This is a genomic window from Pseudomonas sp. NFACC56-3 (assembly GCF_900100025.1).
GTDB lineage: Bacteria > Pseudomonadota > Gammaproteobacteria > Pseudomonadales > Pseudomonadaceae > Aquipseudomonas > Aquipseudomonas fluorescens_AA.
On sequence record NZ_FMTK01000021.1, the window covers coordinates 102,327 to 121,389 of the forward strand.

A 19,063-nucleotide genomic window follows, 5' to 3' on the forward strand; every position below is an offset into this window, starting at 1 on the left:
TGCTTTGCCCTTTAGATAGCCATCGCGAGCAAGCTCGCTCCCACAGGGGTCTGTGGATAACTCTTTTTCTGGGTTGGCATAGATCCACTGTGGGAGCGAGCTTGCTCGCGATGACGCCCTCACTGACAACATCAAAACACCGCCCCACCGCTCTGGCACGAGCCTTGCGTGCCCGCTCCACAGCAAACCCGAAAGTCCAATAGATCAAACAATAAAAAAGACAGAGAGGACTTATGACTTCTACCACCCAACTCAAACCCACACTCGGCACCCTGCATTTATGGGGCATCGCCGTCGGCCTGGTGATTTCCGGCGAATACTTCGGCTGGAGCTACGGCTGGGGCACCGCCGGGACCCTGGGCTTTCTCGTCACCGCCCTCATGGTGGCGCTGATGTACACCTGCTTCATCTTCAGTTTCACCGAACTGACCACCGCGATTCCCCACGCCGGCGGGCCGTTTGCCTACAGCCGACGGGCCTTTGGCGAGAAAGGCGGGTTGATCGCCGGGATCGCCACCCTGATCGAATTCGTCTTTGCGCCCCCGGCCATCGCCATGGCGATTGGCGCCTACCTCAACGTGCAATTTCCCGAACTGGACCCCAAGCTCGCGGCGGTCGGCGCGTACATCGTGTTCATGACCCTGAACATCCTCGGCGTCAGCATCGCCGCCGCGTTCGAGCTGGTGGTCACCGTGCTGGCGGTCGCCGAATTGCTGGTGTTCATGGGCGTGGTCGCGCCGGGCTTCAGCTTCAGTAACTTCGTGCTCAATGGCTGGGCCGGCTCCAACGAGTTCAGCCTCGCCTCGATCCCGGGCATTTTCGCGGCGATCCCCTTCGCCATCTGGTTCTTCCTCGCCATTGAAGGCGCGGCCATGGCCGCCGAAGAAGCCAAGGACCCGAAACGCACCATTCCTCGCGCCTATGTCAGCGGCATCCTGACCCTGGTGTTCCTCGCCATCGGCGTGATGATCATGGCCGGCGGCGTGGGTGACTGGCGCACCCTGTCGAACATCAACGACCCGCTGCCCCAGGCCATGAAGGCGGTGGTCGGCAACAATTCAACCTGGATGCACATGTTGGTATGGATCGGCCTGTTCGGTCTGGTGGCGAGTTTCCACGGGATCATCCTCGGCTACTCGCGGCAGTTCTTCGCCCTGGCCCGAGCCGGCTACCTGCCCCGTGGCCTGGCGAAACTGTCGCGCTTCCAGACCCCGCACCGGGCGATCCTGGCCGGCGGCGTCATCGGCATCGCGGCGATCTACAGCGATGGCCTGGTGAACCTGCAAGGCATGAGCCTGACGGCGGCGATGATCACCATGTCGGTGTTCGGCGCCATCGTGATGTACATCATCAGCATGCTCAGCCTGTTCAGATTGCGTAAGACCGAACCGAACCTGGAACGCACCTTCCGCGCCCCGGGCTACCCGATCGTGCCGGGCATTGCGCTGTTCCTGGCGGTGGTGTGCCTGGTGGCGATGGCGTGGTTCAACACGGTGATTGGCTTGGTGTTCCTCGGCTTCATGATTGTCGGCTACCTGTATTTCCAACTGACCGCCAAGCAACGCTCCGATGCGCCGGCGGACGCTATGCTCACAGGTATCTGAACGTTGCACCGGCGCCGGGCTGAGGGCCTGGCGCCTGCCATTTAAAAGTGCACGCAGCTCCGCCCTTGTGGGAGCGGGCTTGCTCGCGAATGCGGTGTGTCATTCAGCACATGTATCGGATGACACACCGCATTCGCAAGCAAGCCCGCTCCCACAGGTTGGATCTGCGGTGTTTAGGTAATTTAGAACCAGGAGGACACCGCCCATGGCCGCATTCGCCCATTCCGTCGGCGCCCAGACCTATCGCTTCGACAGCCTCAAGGACCTGATGGCCAAGGCCAGCCCGGCGCGCTCCGGGGATTTCCTCGCCGAAATCGCCGCGCTCAACGATGGCGAGCGAGTAGCCGCGCAAATGGCCTTGGCCGACCTGCCCCTCAGCCATTTCCTGCAGGAAATGCTGATTCCTTACGAGGCCGACGAAGTCACCCGGTTGATCGTCGACACCCACGACAAACAAGCCTTCGCCACCGTCAGCCACCTCACGGTCGGCGGTTTTCGCGACTGGCTGCTCAGCGATGCCGCCGATGAACAGAGCCTGCGGGCACTGGCCCCCGGCCTGACGCCGGAGATGGTCGCCGCCGTGTCGAAAATCATGCGCGTGCAGGATTTGGTGCTGGTGGCGCAGAAAATCCGCGTGGTCACCAAATTCCGCGGCACTCTCGGCCTGCGCGGGCGGCTGTCCACCCGACTGCAACCCAACCACCCCACCGACGAACCCGCCGGGATCGCCGCGAGCATCCTCGACGGCCTGCTCTTCGGCAACGGCGACGCCATGATCGGCATCAACCCGGCCACCGACAGCACCGCCTCGATCTGCGCCATGCTGGAAATGCTCGACGCCATCATCCAGCGCTACGACATTCCCACCCAAGGCTGCGTGCTGACCCACGTCACCACCTCCATCGAAGCGGCGAACCGCGGCGTGCCTTTGGACCTGGTGTTCCAGTCCATCGCCGGCACCGAAGCGGCCAACGCCAGTTTCGGCATCAGCCTGAGCATCTTGAAGGAAGGCTACGACGCCGGGCTCAGCCTGAATCGCGGCACCCTCGGCAACAACCTGATGTATTTCGAAACCGGCCAGGGCAGCGCGCTGTCGGCCAACGCCCACCACGGCGTCGATCAACAGACCTGCGAGACCCGAGCCTACGCCGTCGCACGGCATTTCAACCCGTTTTTGGTGAACACGGTTGTAGGCTTCATCGGCCCGGAATACCTGTACAACGGCAAACAGATCATCCGCGCCGGCCTCGAAGACCACTTCTGCGGCAAGCTGCTGGGCGTGCCGATGGGCTGCGACATCTGCTACACCAACCACGCCGAAGCCGACCAGGACGACATGGACACCCTGCTGACCCTGCTGGGCGTGGCCGGGATCAACTTCATCATGGGCATCCCCGGCTCCGACGACATCATGCTCAACTACCAGACCACCTCGTTCCACGACGCCCTCTACGCCCGCCAGACCCTGGGCCTGAAGCCGGCGCCGGAGTTCGAAACCTGGCTGGCGAACATGGGCATCTTCACCCAGGCCGATGGCCGGGTGCGATTTGGCGACAACCTGCCACCGGCGTTCCGTCACGCCCTCGCACATCTGGGATGAGTGAACTGCCCATGGATAAAAAACCTGTCGACCCGCAAAACCCTTGGCTGAATCTACGCAACCTCACCCCGGCGCGCATCGCCCTGGGCCGCACCGGCACCAGCCTGCCGACCCAGGCGCAACTGGATTTCCAGTACGCCCACGCCCAGGCCCGCGATGCCGTGCACCTGGCCTTCGATCACCAGGGCATTCGCGCACAGCTGACCGAGCGCGGCCGTGAAAGCCTGTTGCTCCACAGCGCCGCGGCTGACCGGCACAGTTATCTACAGCGCCCGGACCTGGGCCGCCGGCTCGACGACGCCTCCGCGCAAGTCCTGCAGGACTACGCCGCGGCCCATCCCGGCGGCGTAGACCTGGCCATCGTCGTGGCTGACGGCCTGTCGGCACTGGCGGTGCATCGCCATACCTTGCCATTCCTGGCACGGCTGGAAGAACAGATCAGCACTGAAGGCTGGTCGACGTCGCCGGTGATCCTGGTGGAACAGGGCCGCGTCGCCGTGGCCGATGAAGTGGCGCAGCGGCTCGGCGCGAAAATGTCGGTGATCCTCATCGGCGAACGCCCCGGCCTCAGCTCCCCCGACAGCCTGGGGCTGTATTTCACCTACGCGCCCAAGGTCGGCCTGACCGACGCCTATCGCAACTGCATCTCCAATGTCCGCCTCGAAGGCCTGAGCTACGGCATGGCGGCCCATCGCTTGATCTACCTGATGCGCGAGGCCTGCCGCCGGCAGCTTTCGGGCGTCAATCTGAAGGACGAAGCCCAGGTGAACACTCTAGAGACGGAAAACGGAGCCGATATGAAAGGTAATTTCCTACTGGCGCCGCCCCGAAACTGATCCGTTTATCCGATTGCGTTTTTGATCCGCTTTCAGGCAGCATCAAAAAACACGGCAGCGCGACGTTGTTGTCAGAGTATCTGTCGACCTTTGCAGACGAGACCTACCATGCGGATTATTCAAGCCTCGCTGGAACACCTGGACCTGCTGACCCCATTGTTCGTCAAGTACCGGGAATTCTACGGCTCATTGCCTTACCCGGATTCGTCCCGAGCCTTCCTCGAAAAGCGCCTGCGCCGCAAGGAATCGGTGATCTACCTGGCCTTGCCCGACGACGATAACAGCCGGTTGCTGGGGTTCTGCCAGCTCTACCCGAGCTACTCATCCCTGTCCCTCAAGCGCGTATGGATCCTCAACGACATCTACGTCGCCGAAGACGCCCGCCGCCAACTGGTGGCCGACAACCTGATCCGCACCGCGAAAAAAATGGCCAAGGAAACCAACGCCGTGCGCATGCGCGTCTCCACCAGCAGCAACAACGAAGTGGCGCAGAAAACCTACGAATCGATCGGCTTCAAGGAAGACACCGAGTTCAAGAACTACGTGTTGCCGATCAGTGAAGGGATCTGATCCCTGTGGCTGAGTCCCCCTGACACACCACCAACCCCGTGGCGAGGGAGCTTGCTCCCGCTGGGCTGCGCAGCAGCTCCAAAACCTGAGCACGCGGTGTATCAGCCCGACCGAGTCGCCTGCTTCAGGGCCGCTTCGCGCCCCAGCGGGAGCAAGCTCCCTCACCACAAGAGCCTTCACCCAGCCTGCACCCAACCACAACACCACCGAAATCCCTAGCTACAAACTCACCCCGCTCCCTACCCTCCACCCCGTATAATGCCGCTCTTCCCGGCTTGTAAGAAAAAGCTACACACTCTGTAGCCATACTCCAAGCCCGACCCAAAGCCTGCCGAGCCAGGCCACCACCACAGGTGTTATGCATGGATTTCAATCCCCTCGACCTCATCCTGCACCTCGATGTGTACCTCGACCTGCTGGTGACCAACTACGGCACCTGGGTCTACGCCATCCTGTTCCTGGTGATCTTCTGTGAAACCGGCTTGGTGGTCATGCCGTTCCTGCCCGGCGACTCCCTGCTGTTCATCGCCGGCGCCGTCGCCGCCGGTGGCGCCATGGACCCACTGCTGCTGGCCGGCCTGCTGATGCTCGCGGCCATCCTCGGCGACAGCACCAACTACCTCATCGGCCGCACCGCCGGCGAAAAACTGTTCAGCAACCCCAACTCGAAAATCTTCCGCCGCGACTACCTGCAGCAAACCCACGACTTCTACGACAAGCACGGCGGCAAAACCGTGACCCTGGCGCGCTTCCTGCCGATCATCCGCACCTTCGCCCCCTTCGTCGCTGGCGTGGGCAAAATGAACTACCTGCGCTTCTTCGGCTTCAGCGTCCTCGGCACCGTCCTGTGGGTCGGCGGCCTGGTGACCCTCGGTTACTTCTTCGGCAACGTACCCTTCATCAAGCAGAACCTGTCGCTGCTGGTGGTCGGCATCATCCTGCTGTCGCTGCTGCCGATGATCATCAGCCTGGTCCGCAGCAAAATGGGCCAACGCGCTTCGAAAGCCTGATCGCCCATGTGGTCCCTGAGCAGCTGGCGCCGCCAACGCACCCTCGCCAAACACCCCGTCCCCGACGAAACCTGGCAGCGGGTGCGCCATCAACTGAGCTTCCTCGACGGCATCAGCGCCGCCGAGGACCAGTGGCTGCGGGAAGCCTGCGTGCTGTTCCTGCATGACAAACACCTCACCGCCCTGCCCGGCGTCGAACTGCACCAGGAACAACGCCTGCTCCTCGCCGCCCAGGCCCAATTGCCGTTGATGCACCTCGGCGAGCTGAACTGGTACCAGGGCTTCCACGAAATCGTCCTCTACCCCGACGACTTCCTCAGCCCCCAGCGCTACCGCGACGCCAGCGGCATCGAGCACGAATGGGACGGCGAACACAGCGGCGAAGCCTGGCCCCAGGGCCCGATCATCCTGGCCTGGGACGGCGTGATGGCCAGCGGCGGCTGGGACGGCTACAACCTGGTGATTCACGAACTGGCGCACAAACTCGACATGCTCAACGGCGACGCCAACGGCCTGCCACCGCTGCACCCCGGCATGCGCGTCAGCGACTGGGCCGAAGCCATGCAACAGGCCTTCGACGACCTCGACCGCCAACTGGACCAGAACCCCGACGCAGAAACCCTCATCGATCCCTACGCCGCGGAAAACCCGGCGGAGTTCTTCGCCGTCACCAGCGAATACTTCTTCAGCGCCCCGGACCTGCTGCACCAGGCCTATCCACGGGTCTATGAACAACTCAAGGCCTTCTACCGCCAGGATCCTTTGGCCCGGCTGCGGCAACTTCAAGCCGAAGATCCGGTCTATCAGGCGTCATACTAAGGTCTCTAAGACCCTGGTAACGTGGCAACAGCGGCCGAATATGCCTATAATCGCCGCCACTTTTTGGTCAATCCGACCAAGTCATTTGGTCAACTAACGGGGGCACCGCCCAATGAGCTACAGCAAGATTCCGGCTGGCAAAGACCTGCCGAACGACATCTACGTCGCGATCGAAATCCCGGCCAACCACGCCCCGATCAAATACGAAATCGACAAAGACAGCGACTGCCTGTTCGTTGACCGTTTCATGGCCACCCCCATGTTCTACCCGGCCAACTACGGCTTCATCCCCAACACCCTGGCCGACGACGGCGACCCCCTCGACGTGCTGGTCGTGACCCCATACCCGGTTGCCCCTGGCTCGGTCATCCGCGCCCGTCCAGTCGGCATCCTGAACATGACCGACGACGGCGGCGGCGATGCCAAAGTCATCGCAGTACCACACGACAAACTGTCGCAACTGTACGTCGACGTGAAGGAATACACCGACCTGCCGCCACTGCTGATCCAGCAGATCGAGCACTTCTTCGAGAACTACAAAGACCTCGAAAAAGGCAAGTGGGTCAAGATCGAAGGCTGGGCCGGCGCAGACGCCGCCCGCGAAGCGATCACCAAGTCGGTTGCCGCCTACAAAGGCTGAAACAAACTTGAAAAGAACCCCGGTTTGCCCCGGGGTTTTTTTATGCCTTAATGGTTTCTAATACGAAGCTGTATTAACACCGTTTACCCACGTTTAGCCCGCGCCTTTCAAATCCCAAAAACGGAAAGATCGTCTTATATATTTGCACGACATGTTTATTGCCGAAAACACAGTCGCCCCTAAACTTTCCGTTTATGAAAATACTTTCCAGTGGCGACCGCTTCCGAGCCCTTCTAAAAGAAGCGAACATCCGATCCGCCGACTTCGCGAAGTTATACGGCGTGAAATCCCAACACGTGAACAACTGGTTCAACCGTGGCATCCCGCCAGGGCGCATCCACTCCATCGCCAGCCTGCTGACCGTCAGCCCGGAGTGGCTCGCCCACGGCGAAGGCCCGCAAACCCCATTGGGCCTCGGCCCCGGCACCACCTACGAGGCGGCCGAAAACGATGGTGTCTACAGCGTGCTGGAACCCACGGACATCGAACTGCCTTTCTATAAGGAGGTCCCCATCGCCCCCGGCGAAACCAAAACCCACATCGTCGAAATCCCCGACCAATCCATCCGCCTGCCCCGCAGCCACCTCGAAACCCTGGAAATAAACCCCAACGACGCCATCTGCCTCACCATGGTCGGCGACAGCATGGCCGAACGCATCGAAGACGGCTCCACCCTCGCCATCGACCGCGGCCTGACCCAAATCGTCGACGGCCAAATCTACGCCCTCGAACACGACGGCATGCTCCGCATCAAATACCTGCACCGCATCCCCGGCAACCGACTGCGCCTGCGCAGCCACAACAGCGCGGCCTACCCGGACGAAGTCTTCAGCGCCGAACAGATCGAGGCGCAGAACATACGGGTGATCGGCTGGGTGTTCTGGTGGTCCACTCTTAACAAACAGAGGCCGCCGGTGTGCGACTGACCCACCCGAACGGGCAGACAGGCAAAGCTCCTCGTGGCGAGGAGCTTCTGTACTGAGGAGCTTGTGATGAGGAGCTTTTGTGGCGAGGGAGCTTGCTCCCGCTGGGCTGCGAAGCAGCCCCTGCTTTTACCCGAATCACTCTAACCCAATGATTCCACACCACTTACCACTGGGATTCTGCCAAAAACCCGCGTATCCTCCGCCCCACATTTGCGAGCCCACACCTCGCACCGACAAGGCAGATCACTTTCTGACCAAGTCCCACAGCCGGCCGCAAGAGCCGGATGTACGTTTTGAAGGCTGGTGAGGTTTGTCAAAAACGAACTGAGTTAGTCAACGAGAAGCCGGCCATAAGCCGGCTTTTTAATGTCTTTTTGAAACAAACTCTCATCTACTGAAATCCGTTAGAGCCTCACTAGATCAGGGTTTAGCCTTCTTTTTCCATCCGCCATTTCTAGAGTCCAGCGGAGAATCAAGTCTGGAACCCAGAGGGCGGAAAAATACAGGCAAACTGTCGCAAACATTTCGCAAACATTTCGCAAACATTTCGCAAACATGACTTGGCGCCTACAAAAACCAAATCAACTCAAAAAATCATGAAGACGCTTTTCGAGATGCTCTAAATCGGATATTTCGCACTCCCAAACTGTAAGTACGCTCCATCCACTCGCTATCAAGAGATTATTATTTAAACTATCTCTAATAACGTTCGCTTCAAATTTTTCACTCCAAAACAGCTGATTTGTTTTTGGCATCCTGCATAGATGACATCCGACATGCCTATGCCAAAAACAGCCATGCACAAAAATCACCTTTCGCTTCTTGGCGAAAACTATGTCTGGCTTTCCCGGCAAACTATTGTCGTGCAACCGATAACGAAACCCTGCCGCATGCAAAACACGACGCACAGTCATCTCTGGACGCGTATTTTTTCCTTTCACGAGCGACATTATGTGGCTTCGCTTCGCCGAGCTCACAGTATCAATCATAAACATCTACCAATAGCCAATCACCAATAAGGCTCCAACCCAAACAACCAATCTTGGAATACTGCCCGAGTGACTTTCCCCCCTAGACTAAATAATGCGGAGTCTCAAAAAACTCCGCACCTCACTTACGCCTGACTAACGGGGTATTTTGTTGCAAAAACACAAGCCTTAGCCTGCGGAGGACTCGCAAGCATTGGCCACCAAAACGGCCCAGCCTTCCAACCCAGCGCAGGAGTACCTTCCTGTTTAAGAAGAATAATAGCTGGAGCCCTTCGAGTCGGAGCCAGCGCTATTTTCCGAAACTCATCAGTACCTAGAATAGAAAGGCCCGAGCGATCTCCCGACTTATCCTTCGATAGACGCCTACCTTTTTCAGCCATTATCAGCACATACTGATCTTTTTCATCAGCCTTGCTTACATAATATTCAAGCAACCCCTTCATAGCCTCCCAATCAAAAGGGCTACGGCCATCCGACACAAGAGTTTTAGATATAAGATCAATTAGCTCAAGTGCTTGCACCAAAGGAACCTTCACAAAAGCTTTGGTCCCTACACAACCTAAAGGTATTAATGCCTCAATTTTTTTCATGACCACATTCAGCTTTGACTGAGCAACTGTGTCAAAATTAATGGGAAGGTGCATCACGTTCGGCCGAATCGCGACTAGATCACTTAATGAGACTTTGCTTGGAGAACACGGAATAACTCCGCCTTGCGCGTTACGCTGAATGAATACAACCCCCCTATCATGAGCGCCACCCTCAAAGGCCTGCCGAAGAGCAGTCTCCAAATCATGGATAACACCTAAGCGAGCGTAGACCCCTTGTGAAGTATAGAATCGAGTTACTGCCAAATCAGCGATTGGCCTAGCGCCATACATACGGGAGTGCTGAAGCACCGTATCTGCTTGCATTCGCTTGGGATTTCTACCGTAATAAAATGCCAAGAGATTAGGCACTGTTATACCACGATCCAGGATACTCCCCCCAATAAAGATATTAACCTTTGTCCGAAGCTGCAACTCAGCAGTCTCCTGATTTAGCAAAGACTCAAGTTCAACATCGGAGTTAACTTTTTGTACGTTCACTTCCCCGTCAGAAATAAGCTCGCATACTGCTTTAAAGGCTTTTCGAGAAGTAGGTAAATGCCCTCGATTTGCATGCACAGATCTTTTCAAGTCCGCATAAGCCTCGTCAAATAATGTTTTCAGCCTTTCGTCAGCGCTCACTGCAGCGTCTTCAAACACCGTTATTAACTTTAAAACCGTATCCCACTGCCAGCTATGCGCAGCCCGCTGTGTATCATTATGAATAATCATTGCATATTTCAACAGCGGAAGGTCCAACTCTTGTTGTTGCTCACGACGTATGGCCACCGCCAATATAAATGTAATCAGACTCAGCCTTAATGTTTTAATATTTTCACTTATCCAAAGTCGGTCACTTCTGATCACCCGCCCATCACTTGACCTTAGCGCATCATGCTCTTTCTCATCAACCTCAATAAATAAATAGTGCCTCGGATCTTCAGGCCCATGCCCGCCAAAATAGGCATCACCTCCTATATATGCCCCATGAATAGGCAAAACCTCAGTAAACATTGGCCTTTTAGGGTAAAAGACTTCTTGCGATTCATTAACCTGCTCATAACTTTCAGGCTGAAGATAAAGAGCATACGGCGTAGCTGTAACTTGAAGGAAAGAAATTCGAGATAAGCCCGCACGAAGTGCATCCATTTGGCTAGCTATTGTTCCTTGGGCGACTTCACGGCTTCCTTTTTTCTTGGAAAACCTAACGCTAGCCATATCCGCCTCATCGTCAACCAACAACACCCTTCTCTGCTTCAACGAGGGATATGCATTAAATAAATCTTCAATTCTAGCGAGATTTTGCGACTGTTTCTTTGCGACAATAACGATCTTCCTGCGCAGCTCAGAGTTAGTCAGCCGATCTGGCGCGGACATAATATCAAACAGAAAAATTTCATCCTGTTCTATGAACTCTTTAAAATCCAGACCAATCCGTTTAACCGTTTGCTTTGCAAGAGTTTTAGTACCCTTCGTCAGGACGATGGCAATGTCATACCCACGGTCAAAAGCCCTTGCAATGACGCCAAGGAACGCACGTGTTTTACCGGATTGGATTTTCCCCAGAAGCATGCCTGGTCGATTTGGATCATCAGCGGTGTCTAGCTGATCAACAACGCTCTCGACGCACTGCTGTAAAAGCTCATCATCTCCCCTGCGATCCCTGAGACGTGGATAAAGACTCATACATACCCTCTTTCCGTGGTGGGACATAGTTAAATGGCATGTTGCCATCAAAACAAAGCTGTTCGCAAAGGATAGCGCTTTCATGGAAGAACGCATTTCGGGTCTCAGCAATAGCAGCGCTTGTCACCTTCGCCCCGCCTAGACCAGACCACTTGTGATCTACCTATCCGGGGCGGAGGTTGCTTATGACGCTGGCCACGCCAAAGGGCATTTTGTTTTCGAAGGCAGCGCCTCATTTCCTACAGACACAAGCACTGCCGCCGAGCTTAAGTAAGGCACCCGATCAGCCGGAAAACTGACAGAACACGAAACACACATATTAATGTGCTACAAGAATATAAATGTGTGATTCCTGCTGATTACCTGTATCCTACGCCGCCATGACCTATGAAGAATTTCAACGCCAGCTAGGGAAGGCCGCTATCAGCGTAAAAGAGTTTGCCGGGTTACTGGGAATGAACCCTAACTCGATCACAAACTGCTCAATACGCGGTGGAGTCCCATCTCATCTAGCAGTCATAGCAGCCTTGATGGCAGAGATGGCGGAATACCAATTGGACTTCAAAAAAGCGCTTTCGCGCATTGATATCGCGCCCAAGAAGCCACGGGGCGCTGGGGTAGAAGGCAAATTTGGCGGAAGCCCTCAAGCCCCTCTTGCCTTCAGCCAGACCATCGAGGACCCGAATGAGTAGCATCGAATTATTTGCTGGCGCAGGCGGGCTTGCCATGGGCATGACCCGGGCGGGTTTCCAGCATTCGGCCGTTATTGAATGGAATGACGATGCCTGCCAAACCATTCGCGACAACCAGGCTCACTACGTCGAGGCGGGTCAGGATTTCCTTCTTTATGAAGGGGATGCGCGGACATTCGATTTCACACCATACGCCGGTGGCGTAGAGGTAATCTCCGGCGGCCCACCTTGCCAGCCTTTCTCTCTTGGTGGAAAACACGCAGGCAACCTGGATGAAAGGGACATGTTCCCCACAGCAGTTCAGGCAGTTCGTGAGACCAAGCCACGCGCTTTCATTTTCGAAAATGTAAAAGGACTCTTACGTCAGAGCTTTGCTAGCTACTTTGAATACGTTTACCTTCAGCTCAGCTACCCAGAAATTGCTAGACGACATGGCGAAACTTGGACCGAACATCTTTCGCGCCTGGAAGGGCTGCACACATCAGGAAAAGTGAAACCCACCTATCACGTGGTGTTTCGACTTCTGAACGCTGCCGACTACGGTGTTCCTCAAAAGCGAGAACGGGTATTCCTCGTAGGGTTCAGGGCTGACTTAGGGATTCAATGGTCCTTTCCTGAGCCTACGCACTCCGAAGATGAGCTGCTCATCTCAAAATGGGTCACAGGTACATATTGGGAAGAGCACAGAATACGGTCACGCGGTAGGCCTCGCCCTCCAGAGAAACTTGCCAAGCGCATATCTCTACTAGCAGCGTCTTTGGAAACTCGGGCTAGGCTGCGTCGATGGACGACGGTGCGAGACGCAATCGCAGGCCTTCCGGACCCGGAGCAACCAACTCTGCTGCCGGTGCCAAACCACACATTCAACCCTGGCGCCAGGTCATATCCAGGTCATACTGGCAGCCCTTTAGATGAGCCAGCCAAAACCCTAAAGGCGGGTAATCATGGCGTCCCTGGCGGCGAAAACATGCTAGTTCGTACCGACGGCAGCGTACGCTACTTCACCGTTCGGGAGGCAGCAAGGATCCAGACATTTCCGGACGACTATGTTTTCCACGGATCGTGGTCCGACACGATGAAGCAACTAGGAAATGCCGTACCGGTTCGGTTAGCTGAGGTCGTAGCTTCATCTGTAGCTGCGGCATTAGCAGGACAAGGCTAGCAACCTTTCGATACGCAAAAGAAATAGGCATAATCTCTCGAAACATGGAGAGCTTATGCCTACTCGTCAATGCTTCGAAGAATTGGAATTCGACCTGCCATCTGCGCTACTTAGCCAGCTAGTGAAGCTATTCGACGACATGCCCGAAGGGCCCCTGGATGCAGCCACTGTCCAAAGTATTGATGACGCCCAAGGCGTATATCAGCTTTTTTTTAATGGATCGCTGGTATACATCGGGAAAACCGATGCTCAAGCAGGGCTTCGTGCGCGATTGCTACGTCACGCAAATAAGATTCAATCACGACGCAACCTTTCTCATGACACCATCGGATTCAAGGCTGTGCGGGTCTTTGTATTCACAGCAATGGATCTCGAAGAGCTGCTGATCAAACACTACAAGAATGGGCTTACCCCACCAATCTGGAATCTTAGCGGCTTCGGCTCTAATGACCCGGGCCGAAACCGTGACCATACAGTACTTAAAGCTGGTCATTTCGATAAGAGCTACCCCATTGATCTCGATTTGGTAGTTGATCTGGGCACAAAAAATGGAATGGCCTCAGCAGCAGAAGTGCTAAGCCAGCTAAAGGAGCAGCTTGCTTACAATATTAGATTTGAAGGCGAAACTGCTAAATCAAAAAGCCCACATCCTGACCTAGTCGCCGCACAGGTGCATCTACCCAACGACTCGGACACTGTTTTGAACATTCTTCGGAGGGTCAAGACAGCGCTCGGCCCCAACTGGCAAATCACAGCTCTTCCGGGCTACGTCATCGCTTACCGCGAAAAAACGAATTACAAGGAAGGGATCACTATTGAACCCCTATAACTGAGAATAGGATGGACTAATCTTTAAGGTGCATACATTTACATGTCACCGCTATTTCACCTCCCCCGTAAAAAAGGTCTTGCCAAGCAAGACCTTTTTTACGCCAGGTTGGAAGCCAACGCCCCGCTCTACCTCACCTCAACAATATCCAAAGCCCGATTCGCCAACAGCTCACTCACCTCAATCACCTGCAAAATCCCCAACGCAAAATGCCGTCGTGATCCCTCAAGACCAAACGCCAAATCATTGATCATGGCAGTGGCCGAAGCCAGGTTTTCGCTGAGGTTGGCAAGCAGACATTCCGAATCAACATCCGGTGCGATACGAAAGATGGTGTTGGGTTTGTCAGACGTTTCGTTCTTCGGCGTAGGCTTCAGGTAGTAATCCAACGCCCGGTTGGCAGCGTCATCAAGCTTGTTGTTACGAGCAGACTGAGCGCGAGATACATGCTCATCTGCAGTTGGAGGGTTCGGTGTAATTTTTGCCATCGACTTAGGTTCCTGTAAGTGAGGCTGCAACCACCTCGCGACTAAACGAGAGGGCGGCAGCTGTGCGCAGGTTAGTCGACCGGTGAACCTAAGAATCCCGGCGCGCCCGGGGGCGCCCTGCGCACAGCCACCATCAATACAGGAACAGCAAAGCCTGTCCGACGGGGACTTGGTACGCCTTAGGTTGAGACGGGCGACTAAACCCGATCACTGATGAGCAGTGACAGGACCCAAACTACCGACGTGACCCAAGACGCACAAGCCGGCGGATTCTGGCGTAGTTGTAGGCAATGGCGCAAGGCGATGTCGGTCGTGGCTAGTCTCGTGGAGTCACGATAAACAGCCGGCTGGAAGGTTGCGGATGCACCGCTATCGCGAGCAAGCTCGCTCCCACAGAGGCGCTTGTGTACGTACGTTGCAGGGAAATGCATTCGCGACTGGCTGCGTCCTTGCGGCCAGTCGCGAAGAAGATTACGACTCGTTGTTCAATGGGCTTGCGACCAACATCGCAATAAATCAGACGGGATATCTCGATCATATCCACAACGGTTTTGTCATCGACCTCAAACCCGCTGCCTGAAAACCCCTGTATAGCTATTACTTAAGCGTGACATCGAGCATCGGCGGGATGTACCCATAGTCGTACTCAGCCACCACGAACGTCTGCTGCCCTTTTATCTTCATGCCCACCGTGGGTGCCTCGGTGCCACCCACACGAATCTGCGTGCCGGTTTCGTCGGTCGGTACGCTGTCGATGAAGGAGGTCACCAGGCCGTTGGGCATGACGTAGTGCGAGTAGGTCTGGAATGGCTGGGAGGACGGGTTGCCCAGCACCAGGCCGGAACCGTTGAGCGGCACGTAGGGGCCGAACAGCGAGTCCGCGACAAAACCGTACACGCCGTCCGGCCCGGTCACACCGTCGCCATAGGTGAAGGTGTGGCTGATCGTGAACAGGTAGTACTTGCCATCCTGGAATACGAAGTGCGGGCGTTCGGTCTGGTCGTTGACGCCCACGGCCGTCAGCAGGGGTGGCAGCATTTCCCAGTCGTCACCGTCTGCGTCACGGGCGACGGCGATGCCGACACAGGCGGTCTGGAAGCGCGAGTTGCCGACATCTTCATAACCCGGTGGCACGTCGCCGATTTCGGCCTCGCTCACTTTGTGCGAGCCGCGCTCGCCGGCCACGTTACCCTCGAACAGCATGTACAGTTTGCCGTCGTTCGGGTCGCGGAATGGCCATGGGTCACGAAAACCCCAGAAGGCGTTTTGGGCTTCGGTCTGGTACATCTTGCCGTCAGCCTCGAACAGCGGCTTGACCTTCTCGAAGCCGACCATGCTGACACCGTGTTCAGTGGTCACGACCCGACCGCGCACCTTGACGATGGTCGCGCCTGGGGTGACGGCGGTGTAATACAGGTCCACTTCACCTCGGTCGTTCAACAGAATCGGCGTGCCAGCCCATTCGCGAGCGGTCGGCGAAACCCCTTCGGCCATCACACGGCCACCGAGCTCCCAGTTCTTGCCGGTACGAGAAAACCAGTAGTACATCTTTGCCCGACCGTGACGATCGTTCCAATCGCGGAGGATGTCATAGTTGCCGTCCTCGTCTAGGTACTGCGGGTCGTTTGGATGACGATCGGCCGTCAGCGTGAAGATCACCGACCAGCCATCGACGGACGTCACGTTACCGTCCAAGTCGCGCAGGGGCATGGTGTCCCAGATGAACACGTCGTCGCTCAATACCGGGAAATCCGCGCGGACCAGCGGCTGAGTGGTGGTGGGATCGTCCGCTCGGACTTTCAACGCATCAGCGCGGGTCCACAGGCTGGGTTGATGGGGGGTTACACCGAATTTTTCAGTGGTGGTTTTCATAAGGTAATACCTCGTCCATGAATGGATTCAAAAAAATAATGCTTGAGGAATACTGGATGCGCATACAGTGAAATCACCTTATAGAGACGCACCCCTGCGGGTCAAGGAAAAAATGCATTTGTGCATATTTTAGTTTTTTCTTGAAGCTGATACGTTTCAGCCTTGAACGTTTGCAGAAGTTAATTCATGGGGAGATCGACGACGTTGCGTGCACACTTGGTGCTCTGAGCCGCTACTCTTGGAAAGCGCGCGTAACTGGTCAACGGGCGAAAGCAGTGCATGGAGGGATTGGTCAATTGAGTCTGCGGGTTCTGTGCAAAGCTCAACATAAGGCGGGGAGTCAGCGGTTCTGAGGTTGGCTGGTGTATCGCTATCGCGAGCAAGCTCGCTCCCACAGGGGATGTGCGAAGTGTCTGCTGTGGCGCTGGGTCAGTTGTTTTGATGAGGCTGATTCCGAAAACGCTGGTGCACAAAAAAATAACCTACGCAGGTACAATCCCCTTCAATGATGCCACTCCAACAATATCGTCAGCCTTTACATCCAAGAGACCCCATCCATCGCCTGTAGTAATCTGCCTGCTCATTGATATCATGGGTTAGGTTTTGATCTTCATAGTCAAAAATATTCACTATATTGTTGTTATCCGCAGGCTCACCCCAGCAAACTTCGTAGGCAACTATTCCTCCAGCCATTTGCGAACACATTCGCGAAGGATATACATTAATTTTCGCGCCCTTACATAAAAATCTTACGTTAGGAAAATCCTTTCTAACCTCTCCCAGACACACATAATAATCCATCCCTGCATAATCTTTTATAACACCATCCGGCATGGTAACTTTCATAGTAATGCGGTTCTTGCCGCACTCAAAAAACGCATCATCCATAACACCATCAATTTCAACATTAACTTTTCTTACATCCATGTCATCACCTATTAAAATTGGGCACGAATACCGGGGACAGACCACGATTAGAAATTGACTGGTGACAAGCTCTCTTAATCGTGGTCTGTCCCCTGGAATTCTCCAGGGATGGGAATACCTGACTGATGGAGGCTTGAGCGACTCAGCAACGACGGGCGACTAAACCCGATCACTGATGAGCCGAGTTGATAGAAAATTGTCATCTCATGTTCACAGCTATATCAAACGAGACTCAACCCATTCTTTAAAGAAAGCTTCTTGCTCATCTGGATCGCCAGCCAAGTCACTATCATCATATTCAAATATATAGACAATATCATCGAGCGATGGTGTGCCCCCCATACTCAGCTCATATGCTTTTAGCCCAAGCGACATCTGTGCCGCCATACCGGACGGATGAACATTTTTCTTAGCACCTTTACAAAAAAAGGTGACATCTGGATTGTCTCGTCGAAGACTCGCAAAGCACTTATAAAAATTACTACCCACATAAGTTCTTTCGACACCATCTGCCGTACAGAAAGTGATTGCAATTTTGCTAGAATCACATACGAGACAGGCAATTTCTTTTTTTCCTCCTCTTGATACATGCACCTCAACCTTAGAAATCATTTTTTTATCCTCCTATTAGGATTAGGTATGGAATAACCAAACTCCTTCCCATTATCAAGTATCAAGGTTGCACCAAGCACATCTTCATTACTTATGCGATCTGGAATCGCAATCTCTTTTTCTGCTCCGAACAAGTATGCAGCCCCCAACTCCTTTGCCAGGTCATGCCCTGGAATTTTTTGCAACGTGTACAAATACCCTATTCTTGTGTAGTCGCCGGTAGCAAACTTCTTCCCTACCTCCCTTGAATAAGAGGTACTAATATAATAGCTAGGAGGCCAATCACTATCCATAGAGTGTAAAAACAGATTCTTGCTTTTACCTTTACTTTTAAAACCACTTTCAAAAACATCTTCTGGATCTCGCTCATCACCGCGATACAGAAAATCCTCTTCTTTTTTAGGAGTAGGTAGCTTAGGTTCCGTTTGACTAACAGCTGCCTTCCCCGCCGGATCCTGCCCCCCAACCGCCGGTCGACACCCACCCTGCCCCGGACAATCCACCAACCCCAACGGATCCACCCACCCCGTCGGGTTCACCGTGTAGCGGTACCCATTGAGCCCACCCGCCAACTTGCTCGGATCAGGCGTCAAATAGCGGCCGGTCTCGGGATTGTAGTAGCGGTGCCGGTTGTAGTGCAGGCCGCTTTCCGGGTCGAAGTATTGGCCCTGGAACCGCAGCGGTTGTTCCAACTGTTCGCCGCCGCCGTGGGTGAGTTCGGTGAGTGTGCCGTAGCCGTTGTAGCGCGCCGTCCAGACGATCTGGCCGGCGGGGTTGGTCAGTTCCTGGGGCGTGCCCAGGTGGTCGAGGTGGTAGTAGAACGGGCGGGCGTCGGGGCCTTCGCCGTCGAGCAGGGCCAGGGGGCGGAAAGTGCCCGGTTCGTAGACGTAGCTGCGGTGGTGGCGCGGGCTGTTTTCGGCGACGAGCTGGTCGCCCTGCCAGAAAAATTCCGTGGTCAGGCCGTCTACGGTCTTGCTGATGCGTCGGCCGAAGGCGTCGTAGCGGTAGGACGTTTCGCGGCCGTCGGCGTCGGTGACGCCGATCAGGCGGTGTTGGCTGTCGTAGCGGTAGGCGCGGACCAGGGCCTGGCCGCGGCGTTCGCGGATCAGGTTGCCGAAGGCATCGTAGTCGTAGTGGCGGTCGCCCTCCCTCAGCAGGCGGTTGCCCTTGAGGGTGGTCGGGCCGGGGCGGTCCTGCATCAGCAGGTTGCCGGC

Annotated in this window: 19 protein-coding genes; 12 read left to right on the top strand and 7 right to left on the bottom strand. The window is 55.5% G+C overall.

The genetic code is table 11. The features are described 5' to 3' along the window. The first annotated feature begins 233 nt into the window (after positions 1–233). The 8 genes from eat to BLO80_RS23470 all read left to right on the top strand — a co-directional run bounded on the left by eat (position 234) and on the right by BLO80_RS23470 (position 8,005). Entirely contained in the window at positions 234–1,604 is a 1,371-nt protein-coding gene (gene eat / locus BLO80_RS23430) for an ethanolamine permease (RefSeq protein ID WP_092333794.1), read from the top strand. A gap of 205 nt (positions 1,605–1,809) precedes the next feature. Continuing rightward, positions 1,810–3,204 (top strand): ethanolamine ammonia-lyase subunit EutB, encoded by a 1,395-nt coding sequence (locus tag BLO80_RS23440; RefSeq protein WP_092333798.1) that lies wholly within the window; start codon positions 1,810–1,812, stop codon positions 3,202–3,204. Between the two features lie 11 nt (positions 3,205–3,215). Beyond that, positions 3,216–4,040 carry an ethanolamine ammonia-lyase subunit EutC gene (gene eutC / locus BLO80_RS23445; protein WP_092333800.1) on the top strand — a complete coding sequence of 275 codons (825 nt, stop codon included), beginning with the start codon at positions 3,216–3,218 and terminating at the stop codon, positions 4,038–4,040. 108 nt (positions 4,041–4,148) lie between these two features. Beyond that, a complete protein-coding gene (locus BLO80_RS23450) occupies positions 4,149–4,610 on the top strand; it encodes a GNAT family N-acetyltransferase (protein ID WP_092333802.1) in 462 nt (153 codons plus the stop codon). A 362-nt stretch (positions 4,611–4,972) separates the two neighbouring features. Continuing rightward, positions 4,973–5,620 (top strand): DedA family protein, encoded by a 648-nt coding sequence (locus tag BLO80_RS23455; protein ID WP_092333804.1) that lies wholly within the window; start codon positions 4,973–4,975, stop codon positions 5,618–5,620. Between the two features lie 6 nt (positions 5,621–5,626). Beyond that, the gene (locus BLO80_RS23460) at positions 5,627–6,439 is read left to right on the top strand and encodes a M90 family metallopeptidase (protein ID WP_092333806.1); all 813 of its coding nucleotides are present in this window, start codon (positions 5,627–5,629) and stop codon (positions 6,437–6,439) included. A 112-nt stretch (positions 6,440–6,551) separates the two neighbouring features. Further along, positions 6,552–7,079, top strand: coding sequence for an inorganic diphosphatase (gene ppa / locus BLO80_RS23465; RefSeq protein WP_092176062.1), 528 nt, complete (start codon positions 6,552–6,554; stop codon positions 7,077–7,079). A gap of 194 nt (positions 7,080–7,273) precedes the next feature. After that, positions 7,274–8,005 (top strand): LexA family transcriptional regulator, encoded by a 732-nt coding sequence (locus tag BLO80_RS23470; RefSeq protein ID WP_092333808.1) that lies wholly within the window; start codon positions 7,274–7,276, stop codon positions 8,003–8,005. Between the two features lie 581 nt (positions 8,006–8,586). Here the strand turns inward: BLO80_RS23470 and BLO80_RS23475 are convergent. Beyond that, positions 8,587–9,000, bottom strand: a complete 414-nt coding sequence (locus BLO80_RS23475; RefSeq protein WP_371914589.1) for a very short patch repair endonuclease — start codon at positions 8,998–9,000, stop codon at positions 8,587–8,589. A gap of 119 nt (positions 9,001–9,119) precedes the next feature. Beyond that, on the bottom strand, positions 9,120–11,351 hold the full coding sequence (locus BLO80_RS23480) for a Z1 domain-containing protein (RefSeq protein ID WP_175459541.1): 2,232 nt from the start codon (positions 11,349–11,351) through the stop codon (positions 9,120–9,122). Between the two features lie 296 nt (positions 11,352–11,647). On the opposite strand from BLO80_RS23480, the gene BLO80_RS23485 reads away from it, so the two are divergent. From BLO80_RS23485 to BLO80_RS23495, 3 genes are read left to right on the top strand one after another with little or no spacing between them, the layout of a single operon-like run. Further along, positions 11,648–11,959 carry a hypothetical protein gene (locus BLO80_RS23485; protein ID WP_063324206.1) on the top strand — a complete coding sequence of 104 codons (312 nt, stop codon included), beginning with the start codon at positions 11,648–11,650 and terminating at the stop codon, positions 11,957–11,959. Next, complete coding sequence (locus BLO80_RS23490; RefSeq protein WP_072345454.1) at positions 11,952–13,121, top strand: DNA cytosine methyltransferase; 1,170 nt, start codon at positions 11,952–11,954, stop codon at positions 13,119–13,121. The genes BLO80_RS23485 and BLO80_RS23490 overlap by 8 nt, the downstream gene beginning before the upstream one ends. 55 nt (positions 13,122–13,176) lie before the next feature. Beyond that, positions 13,177–13,950 carry a GIY-YIG nuclease family protein gene (locus BLO80_RS23495; RefSeq protein ID WP_092333812.1) on the top strand — a complete coding sequence of 258 codons (774 nt, stop codon included), beginning with the start codon at positions 13,177–13,179 and terminating at the stop codon, positions 13,948–13,950. A gap of 128 nt (positions 13,951–14,078) precedes the next feature. Here the strand turns inward: BLO80_RS23495 and BLO80_RS23500 are convergent, their stop codons facing one another. After that, entirely contained in the window at positions 14,079–14,438 is a 360-nt protein-coding gene (locus tag BLO80_RS23500) for a DUF6124 family protein (RefSeq protein WP_092333814.1), read from the bottom strand. Between the two features lie 361 nt (positions 14,439–14,799). Here BLO80_RS23500 and BLO80_RS23505 point away from each other — a divergent pair, with 361 nt between their 5' ends. Then, entirely contained in the window at positions 14,800–15,018 is a 219-nt protein-coding gene (locus BLO80_RS23505) for a hypothetical protein (RefSeq protein WP_092333816.1), read from the top strand. A 17-nt stretch (positions 15,019–15,035) separates the two neighbouring features. Here the strand turns inward: BLO80_RS23505 and BLO80_RS23510 are convergent, their stop codons facing one another. The 4 genes from BLO80_RS23510 to BLO80_RS23525 all read right to left on the bottom strand — a co-directional run. After that, positions 15,036–16,310, bottom strand: coding sequence for a glycoside hydrolase family 68 protein (locus BLO80_RS23510; RefSeq protein ID WP_092333818.1), 1,275 nt, complete (start codon positions 16,308–16,310; stop codon positions 15,036–15,038). Positions 16,311–16,838: 528 nt separating this feature from the next. Further along, positions 16,839–17,237 carry a hypothetical protein gene (locus tag BLO80_RS23515; RefSeq protein WP_092333820.1) on the bottom strand — a complete coding sequence of 133 codons (399 nt, stop codon included), beginning with the start codon at positions 17,235–17,237 and terminating at the stop codon, positions 16,839–16,841. A 216-nt stretch (positions 17,238–17,453) separates the two neighbouring features. Then, positions 17,454–17,849, bottom strand: coding sequence for a hypothetical protein (locus BLO80_RS23520; protein ID WP_092333822.1), 396 nt, complete (start codon positions 17,847–17,849; stop codon positions 17,454–17,456). Next, on the bottom strand, positions 17,846–19,063 hold a 1,218-nt coding region (locus tag BLO80_RS23525), incomplete at its 5' end, for an RHS repeat-associated core domain-containing protein (RefSeq protein WP_175459542.1). The genes BLO80_RS23520 and BLO80_RS23525, both read right to left, overlap by 4 nt.

Bases quoted from the DNA above. Each gene is read 5' to 3' on its own strand.
- eat (WP_092333794.1), top strand. From the start codon at position 234: ATGACTTCTACCACCCAACTCAAACCCACACTCGGCACCCTGCATTTA.
- BLO80_RS23440 (WP_092333798.1), top strand. From the start codon at position 1,810: ATGGCCGCATTCGCCCATTCCGTCGGCGCCCAGACCTATCGCTTCGAC.
- eutC (WP_092333800.1), top strand. From the start codon at position 3,216: ATGGATAAAAAACCTGTCGACCCGCAAAACCCTTGGCTGAATCTACGC.
- BLO80_RS23450 (WP_092333802.1), top strand. From the start codon at position 4,149: ATGCGGATTATTCAAGCCTCGCTGGAACACCTGGACCTGCTGACCCCA.
- BLO80_RS23455 (WP_092333804.1), top strand. From the start codon at position 4,973: ATGGATTTCAATCCCCTCGACCTCATCCTGCACCTCGATGTGTACCTC.
- BLO80_RS23460 (WP_092333806.1), top strand. From the start codon at position 5,627: ATGTGGTCCCTGAGCAGCTGGCGCCGCCAACGCACCCTCGCCAAACAC.
- ppa (WP_092176062.1), top strand. From the start codon at position 6,552: ATGAGCTACAGCAAGATTCCGGCTGGCAAAGACCTGCCGAACGACATC.
- BLO80_RS23470 (WP_092333808.1), top strand. From the start codon at position 7,274: ATGAAAATACTTTCCAGTGGCGACCGCTTCCGAGCCCTTCTAAAAGAA.
- BLO80_RS23475 (WP_371914589.1), bottom strand. From the start codon at position 9,000: ATGTTTATGATTGATACTGTGAGCTCGGCGAAGCGAAGCCACATAATG.
- BLO80_RS23480 (WP_175459541.1), bottom strand. From the start codon at position 11,351: ATGAAAGCGCTATCCTTTGCGAACAGCTTTGTTTTGATGGCAACATGC.
- BLO80_RS23485 (WP_063324206.1), top strand. From the start codon at position 11,648: ATGACCTATGAAGAATTTCAACGCCAGCTAGGGAAGGCCGCTATCAGC.
- BLO80_RS23490 (WP_072345454.1), top strand. From the start codon at position 11,952: ATGAGTAGCATCGAATTATTTGCTGGCGCAGGCGGGCTTGCCATGGGC.
- BLO80_RS23495 (WP_092333812.1), top strand. From the start codon at position 13,177: ATGCCTACTCGTCAATGCTTCGAAGAATTGGAATTCGACCTGCCATCT.
- BLO80_RS23500 (WP_092333814.1), bottom strand. From the start codon at position 14,438: ATGGCAAAAATTACACCGAACCCTCCAACTGCAGATGAGCATGTATCT.
- BLO80_RS23505 (WP_092333816.1), top strand. From the start codon at position 14,800: ATGCACCGCTATCGCGAGCAAGCTCGCTCCCACAGAGGCGCTTGTGTA.
- BLO80_RS23510 (WP_092333818.1), bottom strand. From the start codon at position 16,310: ATGAAAACCACCACTGAAAAATTCGGTGTAACCCCCCATCAACCCAGC.
- BLO80_RS23515 (WP_092333820.1), bottom strand. From the start codon at position 17,237: ATGGATGTAAGAAAAGTTAATGTTGAAATTGATGGTGTTATGGATGAT.
- BLO80_RS23520 (WP_092333822.1), bottom strand. From the start codon at position 17,849: ATGATTTCTAAGGTTGAGGTGCATGTATCAAGAGGAGGAAAAAAAGAA.